This is a genomic window from Flavimarina sp. Hel_I_48, assembly GCF_000733945.1.
In the GTDB taxonomy this organism is placed as follows: Bacteria; Bacteroidota; Bacteroidia; order Flavobacteriales; family Flavobacteriaceae; genus Leeuwenhoekiella.
The window spans coordinates 1,978,451-1,997,093 of sequence record NZ_JPOL01000002.1; the positions used below are offsets into that span (position 1 = coordinate 1,978,451).

The 18,643-nt window shown below is 42.6% G+C and carries 13 protein-coding genes; 4 read left to right on the plus strand and 9 right to left on the minus strand.

All coding sequences use genetic code 11. From position 1 onward, the window contains the following. Nucleotides 1–42: 42 nt before the first annotated feature. The 3 genes from P162_RS08755 to P162_RS08770 all read right to left on the minus strand — a co-directional run bounded on the left by P162_RS08755 (nt 43) and on the right by P162_RS08770 (nt 6,154). Nucleotides 43–3,039 (minus strand): T9SS type A sorting domain-containing protein, encoded by a 2,997-nt coding sequence (locus tag P162_RS08755; RefSeq protein WP_051907836.1) that lies wholly within the window; start codon nt 3,037–3,039, stop codon nt 43–45. A 614-nt stretch (nt 3,040–3,653) separates the two neighbouring features. Further along, nucleotides 3,654–5,189: a glycine--tRNA ligase gene (locus P162_RS08765; protein WP_031426935.1), complete on the minus strand. Its 1,536-nt coding sequence runs from the start codon at nt 5,187–5,189 to the stop codon at nt 3,654–3,656. A gap of 83 nt (nt 5,190–5,272) precedes the next feature. After that, nucleotides 5,273–6,154 carry a hypothetical protein gene (locus P162_RS08770; protein ID WP_031426936.1) on the minus strand — a complete coding sequence of 294 codons (882 nt, stop codon included), beginning with the start codon at nt 6,152–6,154 and terminating at the stop codon, nt 5,273–5,275. A 39-nt stretch (nt 6,155–6,193) separates the two neighbouring features. Between P162_RS08770 and P162_RS08775 the strand changes: the two genes are divergently transcribed. Together P162_RS08775 and P162_RS08780 are read left to right on the plus strand one after the other, a co-directional pair. Next, nucleotides 6,194–6,886 (plus strand): ComF family protein, encoded by a 693-nt coding sequence (locus tag P162_RS08775; protein WP_031426937.1) that lies wholly within the window; start codon nt 6,194–6,196, stop codon nt 6,884–6,886. 88 nt (nt 6,887–6,974) lie between these two features. Next, nucleotides 6,975–8,663: an Ig-like domain-containing protein gene (locus P162_RS08780; protein WP_051907837.1), complete on the plus strand. Its 1,689-nt coding sequence runs from the start codon at nt 6,975–6,977 to the stop codon at nt 8,661–8,663. Here the strand turns inward: P162_RS08780 and P162_RS08785 are convergent. From P162_RS08785 to P162_RS08810, 6 genes are all read right to left on the minus strand, one after another. After that, nucleotides 8,620–9,393, minus strand: a complete 774-nt coding sequence (locus tag P162_RS08785; RefSeq protein WP_031426940.1) for an amidohydrolase — start codon at nt 9,391–9,393, stop codon at nt 8,620–8,622. The genes P162_RS08780 and P162_RS08785 overlap by 44 nt on opposite strands. 91 nt (nt 9,394–9,484) lie before the next feature. After that, on the minus strand, nt 9,485–9,682 hold the full coding sequence (locus tag P162_RS08790) for a cold-shock protein (RefSeq protein ID WP_031426942.1): 198 nt from the start codon (nt 9,680–9,682) through the stop codon (nt 9,485–9,487). An 87-nt stretch (nt 9,683–9,769) separates the two neighbouring features. Continuing rightward, the gene (locus P162_RS08795; protein WP_031426943.1) at nt 9,770–10,030 is read right to left on the minus strand and encodes a hypothetical protein; all 261 of its coding nucleotides are present in this window, start codon (nt 10,028–10,030) and stop codon (nt 9,770–9,772) included. Between the two features lie 41 nt (nt 10,031–10,071). Next, nucleotides 10,072–10,740 (minus strand): hypothetical protein, encoded by a 669-nt coding sequence (locus P162_RS08800; RefSeq protein ID WP_031426944.1) that lies wholly within the window; start codon nt 10,738–10,740, stop codon nt 10,072–10,074. 4 nt (nt 10,741–10,744) lie between these two features. Next, a complete protein-coding gene (locus P162_RS08805; RefSeq protein WP_031426946.1) occupies nt 10,745–12,532 on the minus strand; it encodes a chloride channel protein in 1,788 nt (595 codons plus the stop codon). 141 nt (nt 12,533–12,673) lie between these two features. Further along, nucleotides 12,674–13,084 carry a BrxA/BrxB family bacilliredoxin gene (locus P162_RS08810; RefSeq protein ID WP_031426947.1) on the minus strand — a complete coding sequence of 137 codons (411 nt, stop codon included), beginning with the start codon at nt 13,082–13,084 and terminating at the stop codon, nt 12,674–12,676. Between the two features lie 329 nt (nt 13,085–13,413). Here P162_RS08810 and P162_RS08815 point away from each other — a divergent pair, with 329 nt between their 5' ends. After that, the gene (locus P162_RS08815; RefSeq protein ID WP_031426949.1) at nt 13,414–14,154 is read left to right on the plus strand and encodes a TerB family tellurite resistance protein; all 741 of its coding nucleotides are present in this window, start codon (nt 13,414–13,416) and stop codon (nt 14,152–14,154) included. Nucleotides 14,155–14,463: 309 nt separating this feature from the next. Then, a complete protein-coding gene (locus P162_RS08820; protein ID WP_031426951.1) occupies nt 14,464–18,627 on the plus strand; it encodes a T9SS type B sorting domain-containing protein in 4,164 nt (1,387 codons plus the stop codon). The last annotated feature ends 16 nt before the right edge of the window (nt 18,628–18,643 follow it).

Below are 18,643 nucleotides of genomic sequence, written 5' to 3' on the forward strand. Positions count from 1 at the left end.
ACAGTAGGTTTTTAAAAGCATAGTTTATTATTCAACTCCATATTACTTCACAAAAATCTTCCTGACAATACCTTCCTCATCAGTACCTATGCGCACGATATAAATTCCGGTAGCGGCGTAGGACATATCGAGATCGTATATAAAGTTTCCATTTATAGGTTCGATACGATTCTGAACCAGTTTTTGACCGGTAATAGTGAATACATTAACAATCATGTCCTCTTCAAAATCAGTATCGCGCAATAGGATTCCGTAGTTTTTGTTGTCTTCGGTAAGAATGACGAGTTCGCCTTCTTCCAGCGGGATACCACGTACGATCGAAGAATCAAATAAGGTAAGGGTAAAATCATTGGTACGGCCAAATTCTAAAAATCCACAGGGATCATTTAAGTTTCCGGGCTCGTTGACATCTTTTCCGCGTACGCGCATGCGGTACTTGCCCATAGCGACATTTTCAGGAAGGTCTAAAGTAAATGCTTCATCACTATTGGCCGCCCCCACCGATCCTGCTGCAACCCGTTCACCAGCTTCAAAAGCACCATTGTTGTTGAAATCCACAAAAATGATGTAAGCCGAATTTTCATAACCCATTTGCAGCGTACCGCTTCGTATATTTTCTTCGGCGAGATCAATGGCAAATTCCACTTCGGTATTATTAGCATAACCGTCTGGAGTGCATTCGGTTTGTATACTGATGTCAGCAAAATCGATTTGTATGACCCCGTCGTTATAATCACGACAGTTAGAGCCCGGGCTGCAATAAAAATTGCTCACCGTTTTGTATATGGAATCATTACCGGGAATGGCATCATTTTCAAGTGCGGTTGTAGTAAATAAGCGATAATCACCCAGCGCAGCAAGATCTGCCGTCTGATCAAATGTATAATTGATCGTTGCGGCCGGTTCTAATGTAACAGGTGCTACCTCTTCTACATTTTCACCATCATTTAAAGAAAACCGCACAGGAATATCCTGCTGCGGCAGCCCACCGTAATTGGTTATTGCAACGGTCACACTCTCACTACTGGTCTGTCCCCCTCTTGTTATGGGGGAAACAATTTCTGAGATACCTACATCGCGTCCGGGTATATGAAGCACCTCTACGGTTTGTAGATCATTATCAGGGTTCTCGTCGCCATTCAGTAGGGTGGTTGCAGTAATTTGGTAGGTTTGTCCCACCGTAGCGAGGTCTGCCGTCTTGGCAAAAGTGAATTCGGCAGTTTCATTGAAGGCGATTGTGCCCGTGAATGTTTCGGTAAAAAACTCGCCGTTGTCAATCTGGTAAGAAATATCAAAATTTCCCTGCGGAAGTAGGCCTGCGTTTCGAATTTCAACCCTGATTTCTTCGGTTGAGGTAAGGGTGCCCTCCTGCGGACTCAAAATTTCTGAAATCTGAACGTCTGTATTGACCCCGGGCTGCAGCTTAAAAACACCTACAACGTCAATCAATCCCGGCCCAAAATATTCTGACACAAACCACATGGTTTCCTGATCATTGGGATCAAGGGTCATGTGCGTGTAATCTGCATAACGCGAAAAAGGATTGTTTGCGGTGCTTTGCGCAATAAGTGTTTGCGGCACAGACATGGTGCCGCGTGCATCGTTAGGGTAACGGCCGGTATAGTTTATGGCAAGCATATTTTCTGTATCTACGGTAGTAAATCCCATACCTATATTGGCATTTTTGTCCTGCACCATACTTGCGGCAAATGCGTTCTGCCCGTCTGGCGAAACGTAGGTTCCCTCCTGAAAAATGCTCCACGGTTCTCCAGCCGAGCGTTGTCTCAGCTCGTACCAGCGCACGCCGGCCTGCTCTTCCGCGTCTGCGGAAACATCAACCACAAAATTAAAAACAGCGGAATTATAACCGGGAAATGCCCTAAACTGTGCCTGGTTCATGATCGTGGCCTGTAGTGCATCTATATCTGGGCCAGAGGGTTGCCTTAAATTTTCAAAACTTCCGCCGTCAAAAACACTTTTGAATGGTACTGTGGGGATGATTTGTGGTGCGGAAACGCTGGAATTTTCAGGCGTTTGCCAGTCAGTACTTACCGTCCATACTTTAAGATGGTCGTCAGCGATGCCCTGCCAGGCATCATCCTGCATAAAAACCAGTGAAGCGCCGCCGTTTTCCGGAAGTTCATCATAACCCACATTAAAAAACTGCGGACTGTAAAAGCTATTGCGCTGCAGGCCGGGTAGGGCAAAAGAGAGAAAACCGGGCGCGCCGCCCACTAGCATACTATCGCGCTGCATCACAAAAACATTGGCGCCAGTGGCATCAGGATCACGGTTGGGATTGGTCTCAATATTTGAGGTAATGTAATATCCATCCCGCCAAATGGAGTATTTGGGGTAATCTGGGAATGCGCCGGTCTCAAAACCTGCCGTATAAATATACCAACCACTATTGACCGGATCTGGCCCCATGGAAATGGCTACGTTAAGACCATCCTGAAAACCCTCTTTGTCGTCTTTATCTTCAAACTGGGTAATCATAAAGCGATCTGCGGCAGCATCGTATAAAACAATGGGATCACCAGCGGTATTGTCAGGAAACAAGGTAGAAAGGGAAGCGTCATCTATAAGCTTATTGCCGTTTTTATCAAAAATACTAAAAGCGGTATTCCAGGCGGCCACATAATGATTAGGGCCTACAGCACCCGTGGGATCTGAGGGCACGGGGTCTGAACTGGTAGAAACGTGTGCATCAAAAACCCGTATGGGGCTGGAGTCATACAAACGATTTACACTTTTCTTAGAAGGCTCTGCCAGAGGATCACCATTCTTAGGAAATCCTTTTCCGGGAATGGTTGTGTTCGCTCCGCGGCGTTTGGGATTTACTTCTTTTTTCTCACCTTGTGTATTGCTTTTTATAAATGTACCCTGCTTGATTTGTTGAGATAAGCTGGGAACTTTAGCTACAAACCTGAGTTTACTAATCCGGGAGGGAGCATTCTTTTCCTGGCCGTAAGAAAATTGACCAAAAAAGCTGAAAAACAGTAAAAAAACGATGAAAAATAAGGATGTAGGCTTCATGAACTATACAATCAGATAACTAAAAATGCTGTTTGAGGCGTATGTCTAAAAATACGTAAGCTTGTCAATTATAGTTCAAAAAGCACAGAAAACACGATGATTGACGTTAAAAATCGATTTTTAATTTATTTTTAGAAAATTACTAGGATTCTAGGAAAAGGGGAAATACTGGAATCTGTTCTTTATACTTAATAATTTCATATTTGATAACGATTGATCGTAAGAATTGATCCGATAGTTTTATTTAAGTAGTATCCTTAATGAAACAGTTCGTAAGTTCTAACTATAAAGTATAAAATATAAAATTTCTCTAAATATACACGTCATTTTTTGGGTTGGGAGTAGTGGTAATAAAACCAAAATCATGATCTGGAAACACATTTTGCGTTAGGGATTGAAGTGGAAATCCTTTTTGCGAGGCACGAGCAAAAAGATTACAGTGCAAAGCCCTACCCGTAGGGAAACGCCCCAGAAATAACTCAAATAGACAAAAAAGCCGAAAAATCATGCAATTCTCGTAACTCTTAAAGCTATTTATAGTTATGTTCTAACACTTTCTGGCCATTAAGCAAATTTAAACCATACCGCATCAAATCTCATTATTTACCTCAAAATCAGCTCATCCAGTGCTTAAAATCAACTTTTTCATGTAAAAACTGACTCAGTTTGTCAATTGGGATACGCACCTGTTCCATACTATCGCGATCCCTAACGGTCACCGCGTTATCCTCTTTTGTCTCATGGTCTACGGTGATACAAAAAGGAGTTCCTGCCGCATCCTGCCTGCGGTAACGACGGCCCACGGCGTCTTTCTCATCATAATCGACATTAAAATCCCATTTGAGGTCATCTACAATTTGCTGTGCGATTTCTGGAAGTCCGTCTTTTTTGAGCAAAGGAAACACTGCCGCCTTAAAAGGAGCAAGCACTGATGGGATTTTTAGCACGGTACGCGTACTGCCGTTCTCAAGTTCTTCTTCTTCCAGAGCCTTAGAGAATACAGCAAGGAACATGCGGTCCAGACCTATGGAAGTTTCCACCACATAAGGGACGTAGCTTTCATTGAGTTCATGGTCAAAAAACTGCAATTTCTTGCCAGAATGCTCTTCATGCGCTTTTAGGTCAAAATCGGTACGGCTGTGAATACCTTCCAGTTCTTTAAAGCCAAAAGGGAAATTAAATTCAATATCTGCCGCCGCGTTCGCATAATGTGCCATTTTCTCATGGTCGTGAAAACGGTAATTTTCTTCGCCCAGACCCAGGGAAAGATGCCATTTCATACGTGTTTCCTTCCAGTGCTCATACCATTTCAATTCCTCGCCGGGGCGAACGAAAAACTGCATTTCCATCTGTTCAAATTCCCGCATGCGGAAGATAAACTGCCTGGCGACGATCTCGTTTCTAAAGGCTTTTCCCGTCTGCGCGATACCAAATGGAATTTTCATCCTTCCGCTTTTCTGTACGTTGAGAAAGTTTACAAAGATACCCTGGGCGGTTTCTGGTCTTAAAAACAAATCTGTCGCATTTTCTGCGGAAGCGCCCAGTTTTGTGCCAAACATGAGGTTGAACTGGCGCACATCAGTCCAGTTCCTGGAGCCGGTATCAGGATCTGCGATTTCAAGTTCTTCAATAAGTGCTTTTACATCTGCAAGATCTTCGGCTTCCAGCGAGCGCGCCATACGTTTTATGACGCGATCCTGTTCTTCGCGGTAGCGTACCACGCGCGGGTTTGTATTTACAAATTCGTTTTCATCAAAGGCATCCCCAAAGCGTTTTTTGGCTTTTTCGATCTCTTTTTGGGCTTTTTGGTTCAGTTTTTCAGCATAATCTTCAATAAGCACATCAGCACGATAGCGCTTTTTAGAATCTTTATTGTCAATAAGGGGATCGTTAAAAGCATCAACGTGGCCAGAAGCCTTCCACGTGGTAGGGTGCATAAAAATGGAAGCATCAAGGCCCACGATATTTTCATGCAAGTGCACCATACTTTTCCACCAGTATTCCCTTATGTTTTTCTTGAGTTCTGCACCATTCTGGCCATAATCATACACGGCACTTAGCCCGTCATAGATCTCGCTGCTGCTAAAGATATAGCCGTATTCTTTTGCGTGGGAGATTACTCTTTTAAACTGATCATCTGGTTGTGCCATGTTGCTGTTGTGGTATTTATTGCGTAAAACGAAAGGCAAAAATAGCTAAAACAGCGTGAAGACCTGTAGATAATGAATAACTTTTAATCCAATTGCAATAAAGTGGTGGCCATAAGATGATCCCTCTGGAAAATATTGACACGGTAGATGCCTTCCTGAAATTTTGAATTATTCGGTTCAATGAGCAAACACTGGGAACTATTTGTTTGTACGCTTTGAGGATCAACCTTTTTTGTAGCACTATAGGTAAGTACTTTTTCATCAAAGGTGATCGTAGTCCGGTCGCCTATGACATTGTTTTGAGGATCTATAATCTGAATGTAAAGTGTTGACTCAGAAGTGTCCAGATCGCCATGCAGCAAGTAACAGACTTCAATGTTATCTATACGTTTTGCAAGATCATTGACCAGGTGTTTGCCACTGCGCCGTATAATTATACCGCTGGCATTCAGGCTATCTACACTAAGAACCACCTTTGCATTGAGCTCTTCCTTTAAAGCCTGGTTTTGCAAGCGCAGGGAATCGCGTTCCACTAAAGAGCTGTCAAAAGCCTTTTTAACTGCGGTCCTCTCGTTTTGAAGGTTCTGGGTAAGAATGGCAAGGCTGTCATTTTTTTGCAAAAGCAAATCCCGTTGATCGCGCAACTTGATGATCTCTATACGGTAATTGCGCAGTACCTCCCGTGTGTTTTTTGATGTAGCCAGGCTGTCAATAAGTTTTGTGATCCTTGTCTGGGCGCTGGCAAGTTGCTGACGCACCGCGCTCGTCGCTGCACTTTGTGCATCATATTTGCGCAGTATGTTGCGCAGTTCTACCTCAATCATTTCCTTTTCCCGTACAAGTTCAAGCTCGTTGTCCTGTACCGTATTGTAAAACTTAATGGTATAAATACCCAGCCCCAGAAGTAGGAATACGAGTACCGTTGTCAATACTTTAAGTGCTTTGTTGTTTCCTATTGTATTCAAACGTTTCTTTTAATTATCTTGTAAAAATCAAAATATTTTATGGCAAACCCACTGCAGCACCTCTTTAACCTGTTCTTTCCCGCGAGCTGTCTTGCCTGTGATGCCGTGCTTCAACCCGGTGAACGTTTAATATGTACGCAGTGCAGGCATGACCTACCTGTTACTGGATTGCATTATACAACGCAAAAACCTATTCACGAATTGCTTTATGGCCGTGTGGAAATTGAACATGCAAGTGCATTATTTTATTTTGATAAAAAAAGCAAGGTACAGCAGCTCATCCACAATCTAAAATATAGAAACTATGAGGAATTGAGTGGTTTTTTAGGAAAGTGGTTGGGTTTTGAACTGTCGGAATTAGAAGCGTATCAGGACATAGATTGCGTTATTCCCGTACCATTGCATAAATCCCGGTTGAGGGAAAGGGGCTATAATCAGGTTACCGGTTTTGGGCAGGCGATCGCAGACCTACTTGAAATCCCACTGGAAGCTGATACGCTCCTAAGGACTAAAAAAACCAAAACACAGGTTTTTATGACACGTGTGTCACGCAGTAAAGAAGTTATAGGTTCCTTTGAAGTGGCAACTACAAAAAAGCTCAGGGGAAAACATATTTTACTGGTAGATGACCTCATCACCACGGGCGGTACCATGGAAGGTTGTGCCATCGCATTACAGAAAATCCCGGATATAAAAATCAGTATCGCCGCGATGGCAATAGCGCATGGATGATCGCGTTAAAAGCTAAAGTACTTTTGCATTTCCGCCGGAGGGCGAAAATTCACCAGTTTAACTAAAATAGTTGTTACTTTGCGCCATTATGCTTAAAAAAATCTCCTATTTCCTGGCAAGTCTGTTTTTGCTGCTACTCGTTGTGCGCTGCGCCAAGCGTGGTTCTCCAGAAGGTGGGCCAAAAGATATGGACCCCCCGGTATTTGTAAGTGCAAATCCACCCAATTATTCCACAAATTTTGACGCTGAGGAGATCAGGATCAATTTCAACGAACTCATAAAACTTAAAGAGCTTCAGAAAAACCTAATCATTTCCCCACCTCTAAACCCACCTGCGCTCATTACCCCGTTAGGAGGAGCAGCGCCGTATATAAGGATAAGTATAGAAGATACGTTGTTGCCCAATACGACTTATGTATTTAATTTTGGTAATAGTGTGGTGGACAATAATGAAAACAATCCTTTCAGGTTTTTTAAATATGTAATGTCCACTGGCGACTATATTGATAGCCTGACCGTAAAAGGGGAAATCAGGGATGCTTTGCAACAACAGCCAGATGAATTTGTGACCGTCATGCTTTACGAGATAGACAGCACGTACAACGACTCCATCATTTACAAGTCTGTGCCCCGCTACGTGACCAATACGCTTGATAGTACTACCTCGTTCGAGCTTACCAATGTACGCGCAGGCAAGTATAGACTTGCCGCCTTAAAGGATGAGGCCTCTAATTATACCTTTCAACCAGATAAGGACAAGATCGCCTTTTATGATCAGGTTATTGAAGTGCCAAAAGATACCAGCTACGTGCTCACCCTGTTTATGGAAGATCCGCCGTTAAAAGCTGGGAGGCCGGTACAGACTAAACTGCAGCGTGTGGCATTTCCAATTGCCGGAAACAGAGACAGTATTTCAATTTCATTGATGAACGAAAAACCTTCAGGTTTTGAGTCGCTGGTTACCTTTAAAGAAGGGCAGGATTCACTGCGGTACTGGTACCGCCCAGAGCTTGAAAGAGACAGTCTCATTTTTGAAGTTGCTGCAGGTGCCAGTAAATTAGACACTTTTTATTTGCGCAAAAGGCCGCTTCGCCCTGATTCGCTTGCTTTTAATGCGCTTTCCCGCGGAACGATTAAAATAGGGGATGCGTTTAAGATTGAAACTACCATTCCCATAGTTTCCATAGACAGCAGCAAGATTTCGGTCATTAAATCAGATTCCTTAAATGTTGCTTTTAAGACCGGACTTTTTAAGGAAGAATCCTCTTTTCAGGTTAAGTTTAAGACGGAGGAATCGTCAAATTATCAAATCACCTTCTTGCCGGAAGCGTTAACCGATTTCTTCGGAACGACCAATGATACGCTATATTACGAAACCCAAACGAAGGTAATCGCAGACTATGGCGAATTAAAACTCACTTTACAGGAAGCAGAAAATTACCCTTATATCGTACAAATAGTAACCGAAAAAGGGGAAATTATAGAAGAGCGCTATGCCCAGGAAGGTAAAAAAGTATTTAACTTCGGCCTTGTGGAACCAGGATCGTATTATGCCCGATTGATCCTGGATGCAAATGCCAACCGAAAATACGATACCGGTAACTACCTAAAGCAAATGCAACCGGAAACGATCATTTACTATCCTAAATTACTCGATTTACGTTCGGGCTGGTCTTTGAATGAAACCTTTATACTCAGCCAGGCCGTTGATGCGATACCGGTTAAGGAAGAGGTCAATCCAGAAGATGAAACGAATCCCTATCAGCCAGAAAATTAAGTTTATGCCTGGTTTCTTGAAGATGCTCTTTTGTTAAAGTGGCGGTAACTGTGGTCTCTCTTTTTTCGGCGAAAGCCAGGGTTGCCCCCAGGCAGTCATAAATCCCGCTATGGCCATCGTATTCATTGTTGTTGTCATCTGTACCTACGCGGTTTATACCCACGCAATAACTCATGTTTTCTATCGCACGTGCCTTTAGAAGTGTGTCCCAGGCAAAAACCCGTGTCTTTGGCCAGTTGGCCACATAAAGTAAAACATCATAATCTTGAGTATTCCTGGAAAAAACCGGAAATCTCAAGTCATAGCACACTTGCAGGGCAATTTTCCATCCTTTATAGGTTACGATTTTTGGTGTTTTACCTCGTGCATATACCTCATGTTCACCGGCCAGGGTAAAACGGTGTCGTTTATCATAATGATCTACCGTTCCCTCTGGCGTCACAAAATAAAACCGATTGTAATACGTCCCGTCATCTACCACCATCAGGCTTCCGGCAATGGCAGACTTAGTCTGTAGCGCCTGTTTTTTCATCCATTGCAGGGTATCGCCGCTATCTGCTATATTTTCGGGTTGCATGCTAAAACCGGTCGCAAACATTTCGGGCAGCACAATGAGATCAAGATCTTCATCCAGGCCTTCAATTATTTTATTGAAATGCGCTGTATTGGATTTAGGGTCGTGCCAGGCTAAATCTGCCTGTAAACCGGCAATTTTTAATGTTTTTTGCATGATTTAGAATAGGATTTTGAATATTGTAACCAAATAAAAACCCCCTGCCTGGCAGGGGGTTTTGAAAAACTCTAAAAATACTTTATATATTTTAGTCGTGTAATACGCGTACTTGCGCAGCCACCATGCCTTTTCTTCCTTCTTCCTCGATGAATTCTACTTGGTCTCCTTCTTCTAATACTTCACCGTTAAGACCGGTTGCATGTACGAAGATATCTTTACCTGTATCATCATTGGTTATGAATCCGTAACCTTTGGACTCATTGAAAAATTTAACTGTACCTTTCATTGTAAAAATGTAAAAAATTAATATTGTGGTAAAGTTAAGGGAATTAATAAGATAAAAGTAATTCAAAAGTGATTTTATTTGCAAAAATTACTTCTTTTTCCGTTTTTTTCCTTCAGAGAACTCCCTCATTTTGTTGATGTTGTCTTTGGTAAGCATGTAATCGTGAACATTTCTGTTCTTCCAGCGATGGTACAAAAACAGCGGCATAAGTACAAAGATAACAGCAAGGATGGTGACACCAATAAATCGGTCACCTAGGACGATATCATCGCTATAATACCGAAAGTAAAAACCCACAAACAAGGTAATTACCAATAAAAAGAACAGGAATATGATTAATTTTTTCATGATTTAAGGCTGTTTTCTGGTCAAAATTACCTGTTTTCTGGTTACCAGGGTTTATATTCTATCATAAATCCCAGGCCCAGAGTTTCTGTACTTTCATACGCACGCAGGTTTGTTTGTTCAAAATCCAGACTTTTAAAACCACCTTTTAAATCCATTGTCGTATAAGAGAGAAAAACGGATGCAGATAATTTTTCTGCATCATCTATATATCCCGAAAACCCCAGGGAAAAATCGATATAAGATTCAAAATCGTTGTCTTTCACGATTTCTTTATATACCAGATCCCTATTATTATCGCGCTTTAAAAATTCCCCGTGAAATTTGAAATTACCAGCATAATAACGCGGCCAGAAAAACACCCAGAAATCTTCTTGTTTGGTCAATCTTATTTCTGCTCCTATTCCAAACAAGTTGGCGCTATAATAGGTCCGTAATTCTTCTTTAACCCGCAAGGGTGCCGTATCTTCCTCAAAAACAATATTGTCATTCAATCGACCGCCACTATGTTTATAGCTGATTTTTGGAGTAATCCAAAAGGAAGATGCTGCAGAAAGGCCAATTTCAAAATCTGTAAAAAGATTGTCTTCGAAACCGGTATGCCTAAAGCCGGATAAGGAAGCAAAAACTGCCGGTCTGATTTCTTGTCCATAAACTGAAGCAAAGCCCCATAAAAACAAAAACAGACTGGTGACATGGCAGCTCCTGGACATAGTTCTATTTTCTGGAGAAACTAACCAATTTACGGCGGTAAACACTTAGTAATTTCGATTTAGATATAAACCCGTAATATTTGCCATCTTTGATTACCGGTAAGTTCCAGGCGGCACTCTCCTGAAATTTGCGCATTACGATTTTTGCGGTATCGGTTTCCAGATATATATATTCCGGGGCTGCGTGCATTAGATTTTTTATGAGCGTGGTGTCGTACAGAGTCGCGTCAAACATGATATCGCGAATGTCATCAAGGGTAATTACGCCCATAAGTTCGTTATCTGCATTAACCACGGGAAACAGGTTCCGGGCAGATTTTGCCACGGCATTACGCGCCATTTCGCCTAGGGTCATTTCTGGCCTCACGGCAATAAAATTGCGTTCTATCACGTCGTTGAGGTTGAGCAGGGTAAGCACCGCCTGGTCCTTGTCATGCGTAATGAGTTCGCCGCGCAGTCCCAGTTCCATCCCATAAACCGAATGCGGCAGGAAGTATTTATTTATTCCGTAGGCAATCGCTGCCGTGACCATAAGTGGGATAAAAAGGCCATAGCCACCGGTGATTTCGGCAATGAGAAATATGGCGGTAAGGGGCGCATGCAGCACGCCGGCCAAAAGGCCCGTCATTCCCACCAGCGTAAAATTGCTTTCTGAGACCTGATGTCCCAGACCTATATTATTGAGGATTTTTGCCAGGCAATTCCCCATGACGCTCCCCATAAAAAGGGTAGTGGCAAAGATACCACCTACACCACCACCGGTAAACGTGATCGCGGTTGCAATGATTTTAAAAATTACGAGTCCGGCAAGCAGGGCAATTACCACCCACACATTTTCAAGATAATTACTAAAATAGGTTTCACCCAGCGCTTCAACGGCATTTCCCGCGAGCAGGCTGTTGATCATCTCAAAACCTTCCCCGTACAGCGGTGGGATAAAAAAGATCAACGTACCCAGGGCAAGTCCAGAAATGAGAAGCCGCATCAGGGTAGAATCCCACCGGTCAAAATATTTTAAAACGGCAAAATAAGTGTTGCTAAAATAGACAGAAACCAGGCCAGCGACCAAACCCAGTATCATATAAAACGGAAAATCTGAGATCACAAAGGCATCTTTTAAGGTAAACGGAAGAATAGTTCCTGAACCAAAAAAGAAATAGGATGTGAGAATACCAGAAAGCGAAGCCAGCAGGAGTGGCATTAGGGATAATAACGTAAGGTCCAGGCCAAACACCTCAACCGCAAATATGATTGCGGCAATGGGCGCCTTAAAAATACAGGACATCGCACCAGAAGCCGCACAGCCCAGCAGGAGCATACGATTGGCCTGGTTCATGTGAAAGATGCGGGACAGGTAGGAACTAAAAGCCGCGCCCGTAACCACCGTAGGGCTTTCGAGACCTACAGAACCACCAAAACCAACTGTAATGGGAGCCGTAATGGCAGAGGCAAATATCTGATAGCGTTTTAGAATTCCCTGCCGCCTGGAAATCGCGGCCAGTGTGCTTGATACACCGTGATTCACGGGCCGGCGTATAATAAATTTGACAATTCCCGTAGTAAGCACCAGACCTACCACCGGAAACACAAAATAAAAACCGTAATAATAATTACCTACTATTTTACCCTGGAGTAAATCCTGAATAAGAAAAGTAAAGTTTTTTATAAGTACTGCTCCCAGCCCGGCACCCAGTCCGGTAATGATACTGAGGATGTAGATAAATGTTGTGCCTGAGATATTTTTGTACCTCCAGCTATGAAAACGGTGCAGCAGTGGCTTTTTACCCGGCATGTGTTTAGTGATTTTGGCACTTCAAAAGTAAAGGGTTCTGGCAGTTATTTTAAATAAAATTTCAATATCATTTAGAATAAAATAAAAAACAAAAAAAACCCGCATAAGCAGCGGGTTTTCAATTCTATAGAAAACTAATTTTTAGCAATGCTCGTTAAAAGCATCTGCAAGATTTTCTGCGATCATCTCAGCGGGACGCCCTTCAATGTGGTGACGCTCTAACATGTGAACCAACTCACCATCTTTGAACAAAGCCATTGAAGGTGAAGAAGGAGGAAAAGGTACCATAAAACCACGGGCAAGATCTGTTGCCTCACGGTCTACTCCTGCAAAAACGGTGTATAAATTGTCTGGTGTCTTGGCATTTTGAAGCGCCATACGTGCGCCGGGACGCGCGTTTGCCGCTGCACAACCACAAACCGAATTCACCACTACAAGGGAGGTGCCTTCTTTTTTCATGGCCGCTTCTACGTCTGCTGTTGTATGTAATTCGGTGAAGCCTACCTTCGTAAGGTCTTCCCGCATTGGTTTTACTAATTCTGCTGGATACATAATATCGATGTTTTTAATTCGTGCAAAGTTACAAAATTCTAGTCGGTATCCACTTGGGATGCTTACTTGCTTTTTCAAATAAACCGAATAGAATATCTTATAAAAAGATGCTATTTGAGAGTAATTAATCATCAAAAAATGTGCAAAACTGTTGATTTGGCTTAAAAATGTCCCGAAAACGTCTAAAAATTTGGCCCGTGGCAAGATAATTTCCAATTCTATCCATACTTCAGGACAAAGACTTTATTTTTGCAACTTATTTTCCGAAAAGGAATTACCACGGTGCCTACTACCCGTGTCAATCGTAGTGAAACTAATAAAGATAGAGCATGATTAAATGGCTGGGTGCCATCGCAGGATTTGCATACCGTGGGATCTTAGGGGCCATAGGAGGTTATCTTATAGGGTCGCTTATAGATAGTATGTTTTTTGGCAAGAAAACGAGTGGAAACGGGAGTACCATTTTTACCCAACAGGGGAAAACGGTCTCTCCGGGCGATTTTGAACTTAATTTATTGTCGCTTTGCTCAATTGTGATCAAAGCAGACGGGAGCGTAAGTCAGGGGGAACTTGATTATGTGCGCAGGTATTTTGTTCAATCTTATGGCAAAGAACGCGCAAATGCCACCTTTCGCACTTTTAATGATGTTATTAAAAACAGAGAAGTAAATGCACAGCGCATCTGCGAGTATTTGCAGCAGCGTACGCGTCGTGAAGTACGATTGCAGATCGTTCATTTTCTCTTTGGGATCGCACAGGCAGATGGTAGGGTTTCTGAAAAAGAAGTAGATCAGATTGCTCAGATCGCCGGTTATTTACGGCTGAGCCGTGGCGAATTTGAGAGCCTTAAGGCCATGTTTTTTGAAAGTGCAGAAAGTGCGTACACGATCCTTGAAATCGAAAAAACGGCAACTGATGCCGAGGTAAAAAAAGCCTACCGCGATATGGCAAAAAAATACCATCCAGACAAATTGCAGCATATGGACGAGGCCTACCGCCAGGGCGCCGAAGAGAAGTTCAAAAACGTTCAGAAAGCATATGAAACCATTCAAAAAGAACGCGGACTTTAAATTTGAGTTTACCATTGCGAGCTAATTTTAGCTTCTGTAGCCTATTTTACATCTGAAACTGTTGATTTATTGCGTTTTGCGGTCTAATTAAGAGCTATTTTAGGGGTTAATTCAATTTATATACCGCCAAAAGAAATACAATATCCCGGCGTTTATGCGTTATCTATAGCGCAATTGAAAAGCACAAAACGCTTAGAATAAATTATGTATAATTTTAAATGGATTCAATCGCAATTAAATTCTTAATTTGCGCCCTCTAATTCATAAATTGATAGTTTGTGAAAAAGTCTACTCCAAATCACATCTTTAATGCAAAATTATAATGTTGTAAATCAGCAGATAGGGGCTTTGAAAGTTGCTTTTACGGTACTGCTTTTTTTATGTACTACTTTAGGTTTTTCTCAGACCGTAAGTGTTGACAATTCACAAAGTGCGCCTAGTTTAGTAAATATGTTGCTCAACGATGCCTGTGCAGAGATTTCAAATATCTCTTCCTCTTCCATAGAAGCCACGGGTTCCTTCACTAATAATGGAGGTGCATTTCCCATAGCCGATGGGGTGATTATACGTACCGGTAATGCAGGACTTACAGCGGGTGGTTATACCGGGAATAATTTGGATAGCCAACTCAATAACGATACCGATCCCTTTTTGCAGCAACTTTTAGATGAATCAGGACGTGCTGCTGTAATAGAAGAGATTGCATTTCTGGAATTTGACTTTGTTCCGGTTTCTAATTTTTTGAGCTTTGACTTTCTTCTTGCTTCTAATGAATATGGCGATGAGCAATGTAACTCCAGTGATGTACTGGCCTTTATTCTTACAGATTTAGAGAATGGCACAGAGACAAACCTGGGCGTTATACCCGGTGGGACTACACCGGTCTCTGTTCAAAACATAAAAGATGCCGCCTTTAATCCTACGTGTCCCTCTGTAAATGCTGATTTGTTCGCCAGTTATGAAGTAGATAACAATGAGTCTACCATCAATATGAACGGGTATACTTCCGTACTTACAGCGTCCAGTTCTAATGTAGTCCCTGGCCGTAGGTATAAAATGCGTATCGTCATTGGCGATGCCAATGATACGCGATTTGATTCTGCTATTTTTCTTTCTGCAGGAAGTTTTAATACAGGTATTAACCTGGGCGAAACTTTTAGTCTTTGCGGTGGGGACTCTACCGTGCTGGAGTCTGGCCTTGCTGGTGAAGGCTACACGTTTGAGTGGTTTAGGAACGGAGTGCTTCTGCCCGGGGAAATAGAAACAAACCTTACTATAGACCAGTCTGGCACATATAAAGTGGAAGTTACCAGAGGCAATAGTTCATGTCTGCTTGAGGATGAAGTCGTGGTAAGCGATCTTCAGGTTACTGAACCCGTAGATGTGGGAGCTTGTTTCAGCAATAGTGGTAGTAGTCTTTTTGATCTTACCGAAAACAATGCAGAAACATTGGGAATTACCGGATTGGGTTATGAGATTTTATATTATGCTTCCCAGGAGGATTTAGATAATGGAATTGCCATCCCCACAAATGAAATAACCTCTTACGCCAGCGCGGGTAACCAAACTATTTTTATTAAACTCCGCAATATCGAAAACGGCAGTTTTTGTGATGCACAATACGATTTTGAGCTGAGTGTGGCAGATCCCATTGATGTAAACCCGCCAGCTCCCATAGAAATTTGTCTGCTTCCCGGGGAAAGTGGTAGTATTGACCTGAGTACGATCCTTCCTGTTTTCCCGAATGGTGAAGATCCAAATGGGTATGCTATTACCTACCACAATACGCTCAGTGATGCAGAAAACGCGGTTAGCCCTATAGATACGACTGCGACCTATACCATTCCCCCTGGCATCGCTTCGCGTTCGGTATATATTCGGGTAGCACTTGTTGATGAGCCAACATGCTACGTTGTGGTAACGCTTCTTATAGAAGTTGGCGATCTTCCCCCTGTTGATGTAAGGGAGGATGTGGTTACGTGTGGCAGCTATATATTACCAGAAATTACCGATGGAACATACTATTTGCTTCCGGGTGGAGAAGGTACTGCGTTGAGTCCAGGAGATGAAATAAATACCCAATTCACACAGACCATTTACATTTATAACGAATCTGCGGAGGGTTGTCCCAACGAAACTTCTAGCTTTACGGTTACCCTGCCAGATAAATTTGAATTGGATGACACGCGTGGTTGTGCCGGTGAATATGTTCTCCCTTTATTACCAGAAGGTGCAGGCGCTTTTTATACCGCGGCAGATGGTCCTAATGGCGGTGGTTCTGAATACGATTCTGAACAATCAATAACTACGTCGCGAACTGTTTATTACTATGCAGAAGTTGACGGAAGTGTTTGTATAAATCAAGGGTATGATTTAACCATCGATCCCCTTCCAGCGCTAAGCAAACCAGAGGATGAAATCGTATGTGGATCCTATACATTGCCTGCTCTTGCAAATGGTGAATACAATACTCAGGCAGACGGTCAGGGAACGACTTTGCAAGCCGGCGATGTCATAACCACGAGTCAGACCATATATACCTATAGTGAGAATGCGCGTTGTAACGATGCCTCTGAGTTCAATATCTTTATAGTTCCTACTCTGGCATATTTTGAAGCAGCAAACAGTGATTTGCCCCATTGTGGTTCTTTCGATCTTCCTGAAATTGAGGTAGGTGCTTATTATACTGAAGCCAACGGTCAGGGCATTGAGATTCCCAAAAACAACCCTCTTACCGTTTCACGACCCGTGTATTACTACGCGGAGGTTACGACAGGGGACAACTGCACCGAAGACTTATCTTTTGATGTTGTAATCACTCCCATACCTAAAGTTGACAATCCTGTGGATGTATCAATTTGTGTAAATGACGCACCGTATATACTTCCCAAGACTACAAATGGACAATATTTTACAGAATCTGACCGTGGCGGCACACAACTTCCGGCAGGAAGTGAAATCAATGCTACTCAGACGATTTATGTAAACAATGAGGTAGATGGTTGTACTAACGAAAATGAGTTCTCGGTCACGCTTCGGCCTAAACCACCCATAGATAATTTTGTCCCTGTCTACGCCTGTGATACCTATGAATTGCCTGTTTTGACAAATGGTGTGTATTATACTGAAGCAGGCGGACCTAATGGTACAGGGGAATTGCTAGAGGCAGGGACCGTATTTTCAGAAAATACAACGCTATGGATCTATAACGCTTATGATGACCTGTTAGGCTGTTTCAATGATAAATCTTTTGATATTACTATTTTAGGAGTTGAGGTAGGGGAATTTGAGGATGTGGTATCCTGTGATGCTTATGTTTTGCCAGAACTGGTCAATGGAAATTATTACACCGCTCCCCGCGGAAGAGGTACGCGCCTTAATGCTGGCGATCGTATTGTGGAAACGCAGCAGATCTATGTCTACTCCCGCAAAGGCACCCGGTTTATCTGTGAAGATTTTGATGACTTTACGGTGACTATTTCAGAAACGCCCCTTATTGAACCCATAAATGATATAGAAGCGTGTGGTTCATTTACCCTTCCGGCATTAGATCAAACCGTTTTTGATATAGCATATTATCGCGCACCTAACGGTCAGGATCCTATCGCGTCTTCAGACCTTACGTTAGACCAGCCCGGTACGTATACCATTTATCGTTATGCTACCGCTAAAAACAATACAGATTGTTTTGACGAAGATCTCTTTCAGGTCACGATCTATCCGTTACTGGATTTCAGTGTTGAAGGTGGGACGGTATGTACAGATCCGGAAACCGGCGAGGTGCTTGAGAGCCTGACCCTGGAATCTGGCCTAGATCCAGCTGAATTTGAGGTTACCTGGTCAATAAACAACGAAGTTGTATCTGTAGGGCCTACACATGAAGCCACCGCAGTAGGAACCTATACCGTTTCAACTACAAAGATAAATCCCGAAGTTGGGGCGGACTGTAACTATAACCCTACAACCGTAGAAGTTTTGGCCTCCAGTGAGCCCATTATTGAAGCCGAAGTAAATCAGTCTTTTGCAGATGTTTCGATAATCACTGTCATTGTGGTAAGTGGCGATGGGGATTATGAATATCAAATTGACGGTGGTGAATTCCAGGCCAGTAATGAATTTTACGATGTTACTTCTGGTAAGCATGAGGTTACGGCAAGAGGTATTACGGGTAATTGTGCCGCAACAACGATCATCGTAAATGTGGTGAATTACCAAAAATTCTTTACGCCAAATGCTGACGGTATCAATGATACATGGAATATTGAATCACTAAGAGGTTATGCCGATGGACAGATCGAAATATTTGACCGTTATGGTAAACTGCTGAAAACCATATTCCCTGACGGAAACGGCTGGGACGGTACTTTCCGTGGAGAGAATATGCCTTCTGATGATTATTGGTTCAAGGTTCGCTTTGTTGATGAAGAAGGGATGCCCGTGGAGTTTAAGGCACATTTCACCTTGAAAAGATAAAAATTCGCTATTTAGC

Excerpts from the sequence above, each read along its gene's own strand:
- P162_RS08755 (WP_051907836.1), bottom strand. The coding sequence starts at position 3,039 with ATGAAGCCTACATCCTTATTTTTCATCGTTTTTTTACTGTTTTTCAGC.
- P162_RS08765 (WP_031426935.1), bottom strand. The coding sequence starts at position 5,189 with ATGGCACAACCAGATGATCAGTTTAAAAGAGTAATCTCCCACGCAAAA.
- P162_RS08775 (WP_031426937.1), top strand. The coding sequence starts at position 6,194 with ATGGCAAACCCACTGCAGCACCTCTTTAACCTGTTCTTTCCCGCGAGC.
- P162_RS08780 (WP_051907837.1), top strand. The coding sequence starts at position 6,975 with ATGCTTAAAAAAATCTCCTATTTCCTGGCAAGTCTGTTTTTGCTGCTA.
- P162_RS08785 (WP_031426940.1), bottom strand. The coding sequence starts at position 9,393 with ATGCAAAAAACATTAAAAATTGCCGGTTTACAGGCAGATTTAGCCTGG.
- P162_RS08790 (WP_031426942.1), bottom strand. The coding sequence starts at position 9,682 with ATGAAAGGTACAGTTAAATTTTTCAATGAGTCCAAAGGTTACGGATTC.
- P162_RS08795 (WP_031426943.1), bottom strand. The coding sequence starts at position 10,030 with ATGAAAAAATTAATCATATTCCTGTTCTTTTTATTGGTAATTACCTTG.
- P162_RS08800 (WP_031426944.1), bottom strand. The coding sequence starts at position 10,740 with ATGTCCAGGAGCTGCCATGTCACCAGTCTGTTTTTGTTTTTATGGGGC.
- P162_RS08805 (WP_031426946.1), bottom strand. The coding sequence starts at position 12,532 with ATGCCGGGTAAAAAGCCACTGCTGCACCGTTTTCATAGCTGGAGGTAC.
- P162_RS08810 (WP_031426947.1), bottom strand. The coding sequence starts at position 13,084 with ATGTATCCAGCAGAATTAGTAAAACCAATGCGGGAAGACCTTACGAAG.
- P162_RS08815 (WP_031426949.1), top strand. The coding sequence starts at position 13,414 with ATGATTAAATGGCTGGGTGCCATCGCAGGATTTGCATACCGTGGGATC.
- P162_RS08820 (WP_031426951.1), top strand. The coding sequence starts at position 14,464 with ATGCAAAATTATAATGTTGTAAATCAGCAGATAGGGGCTTTGAAAGTT.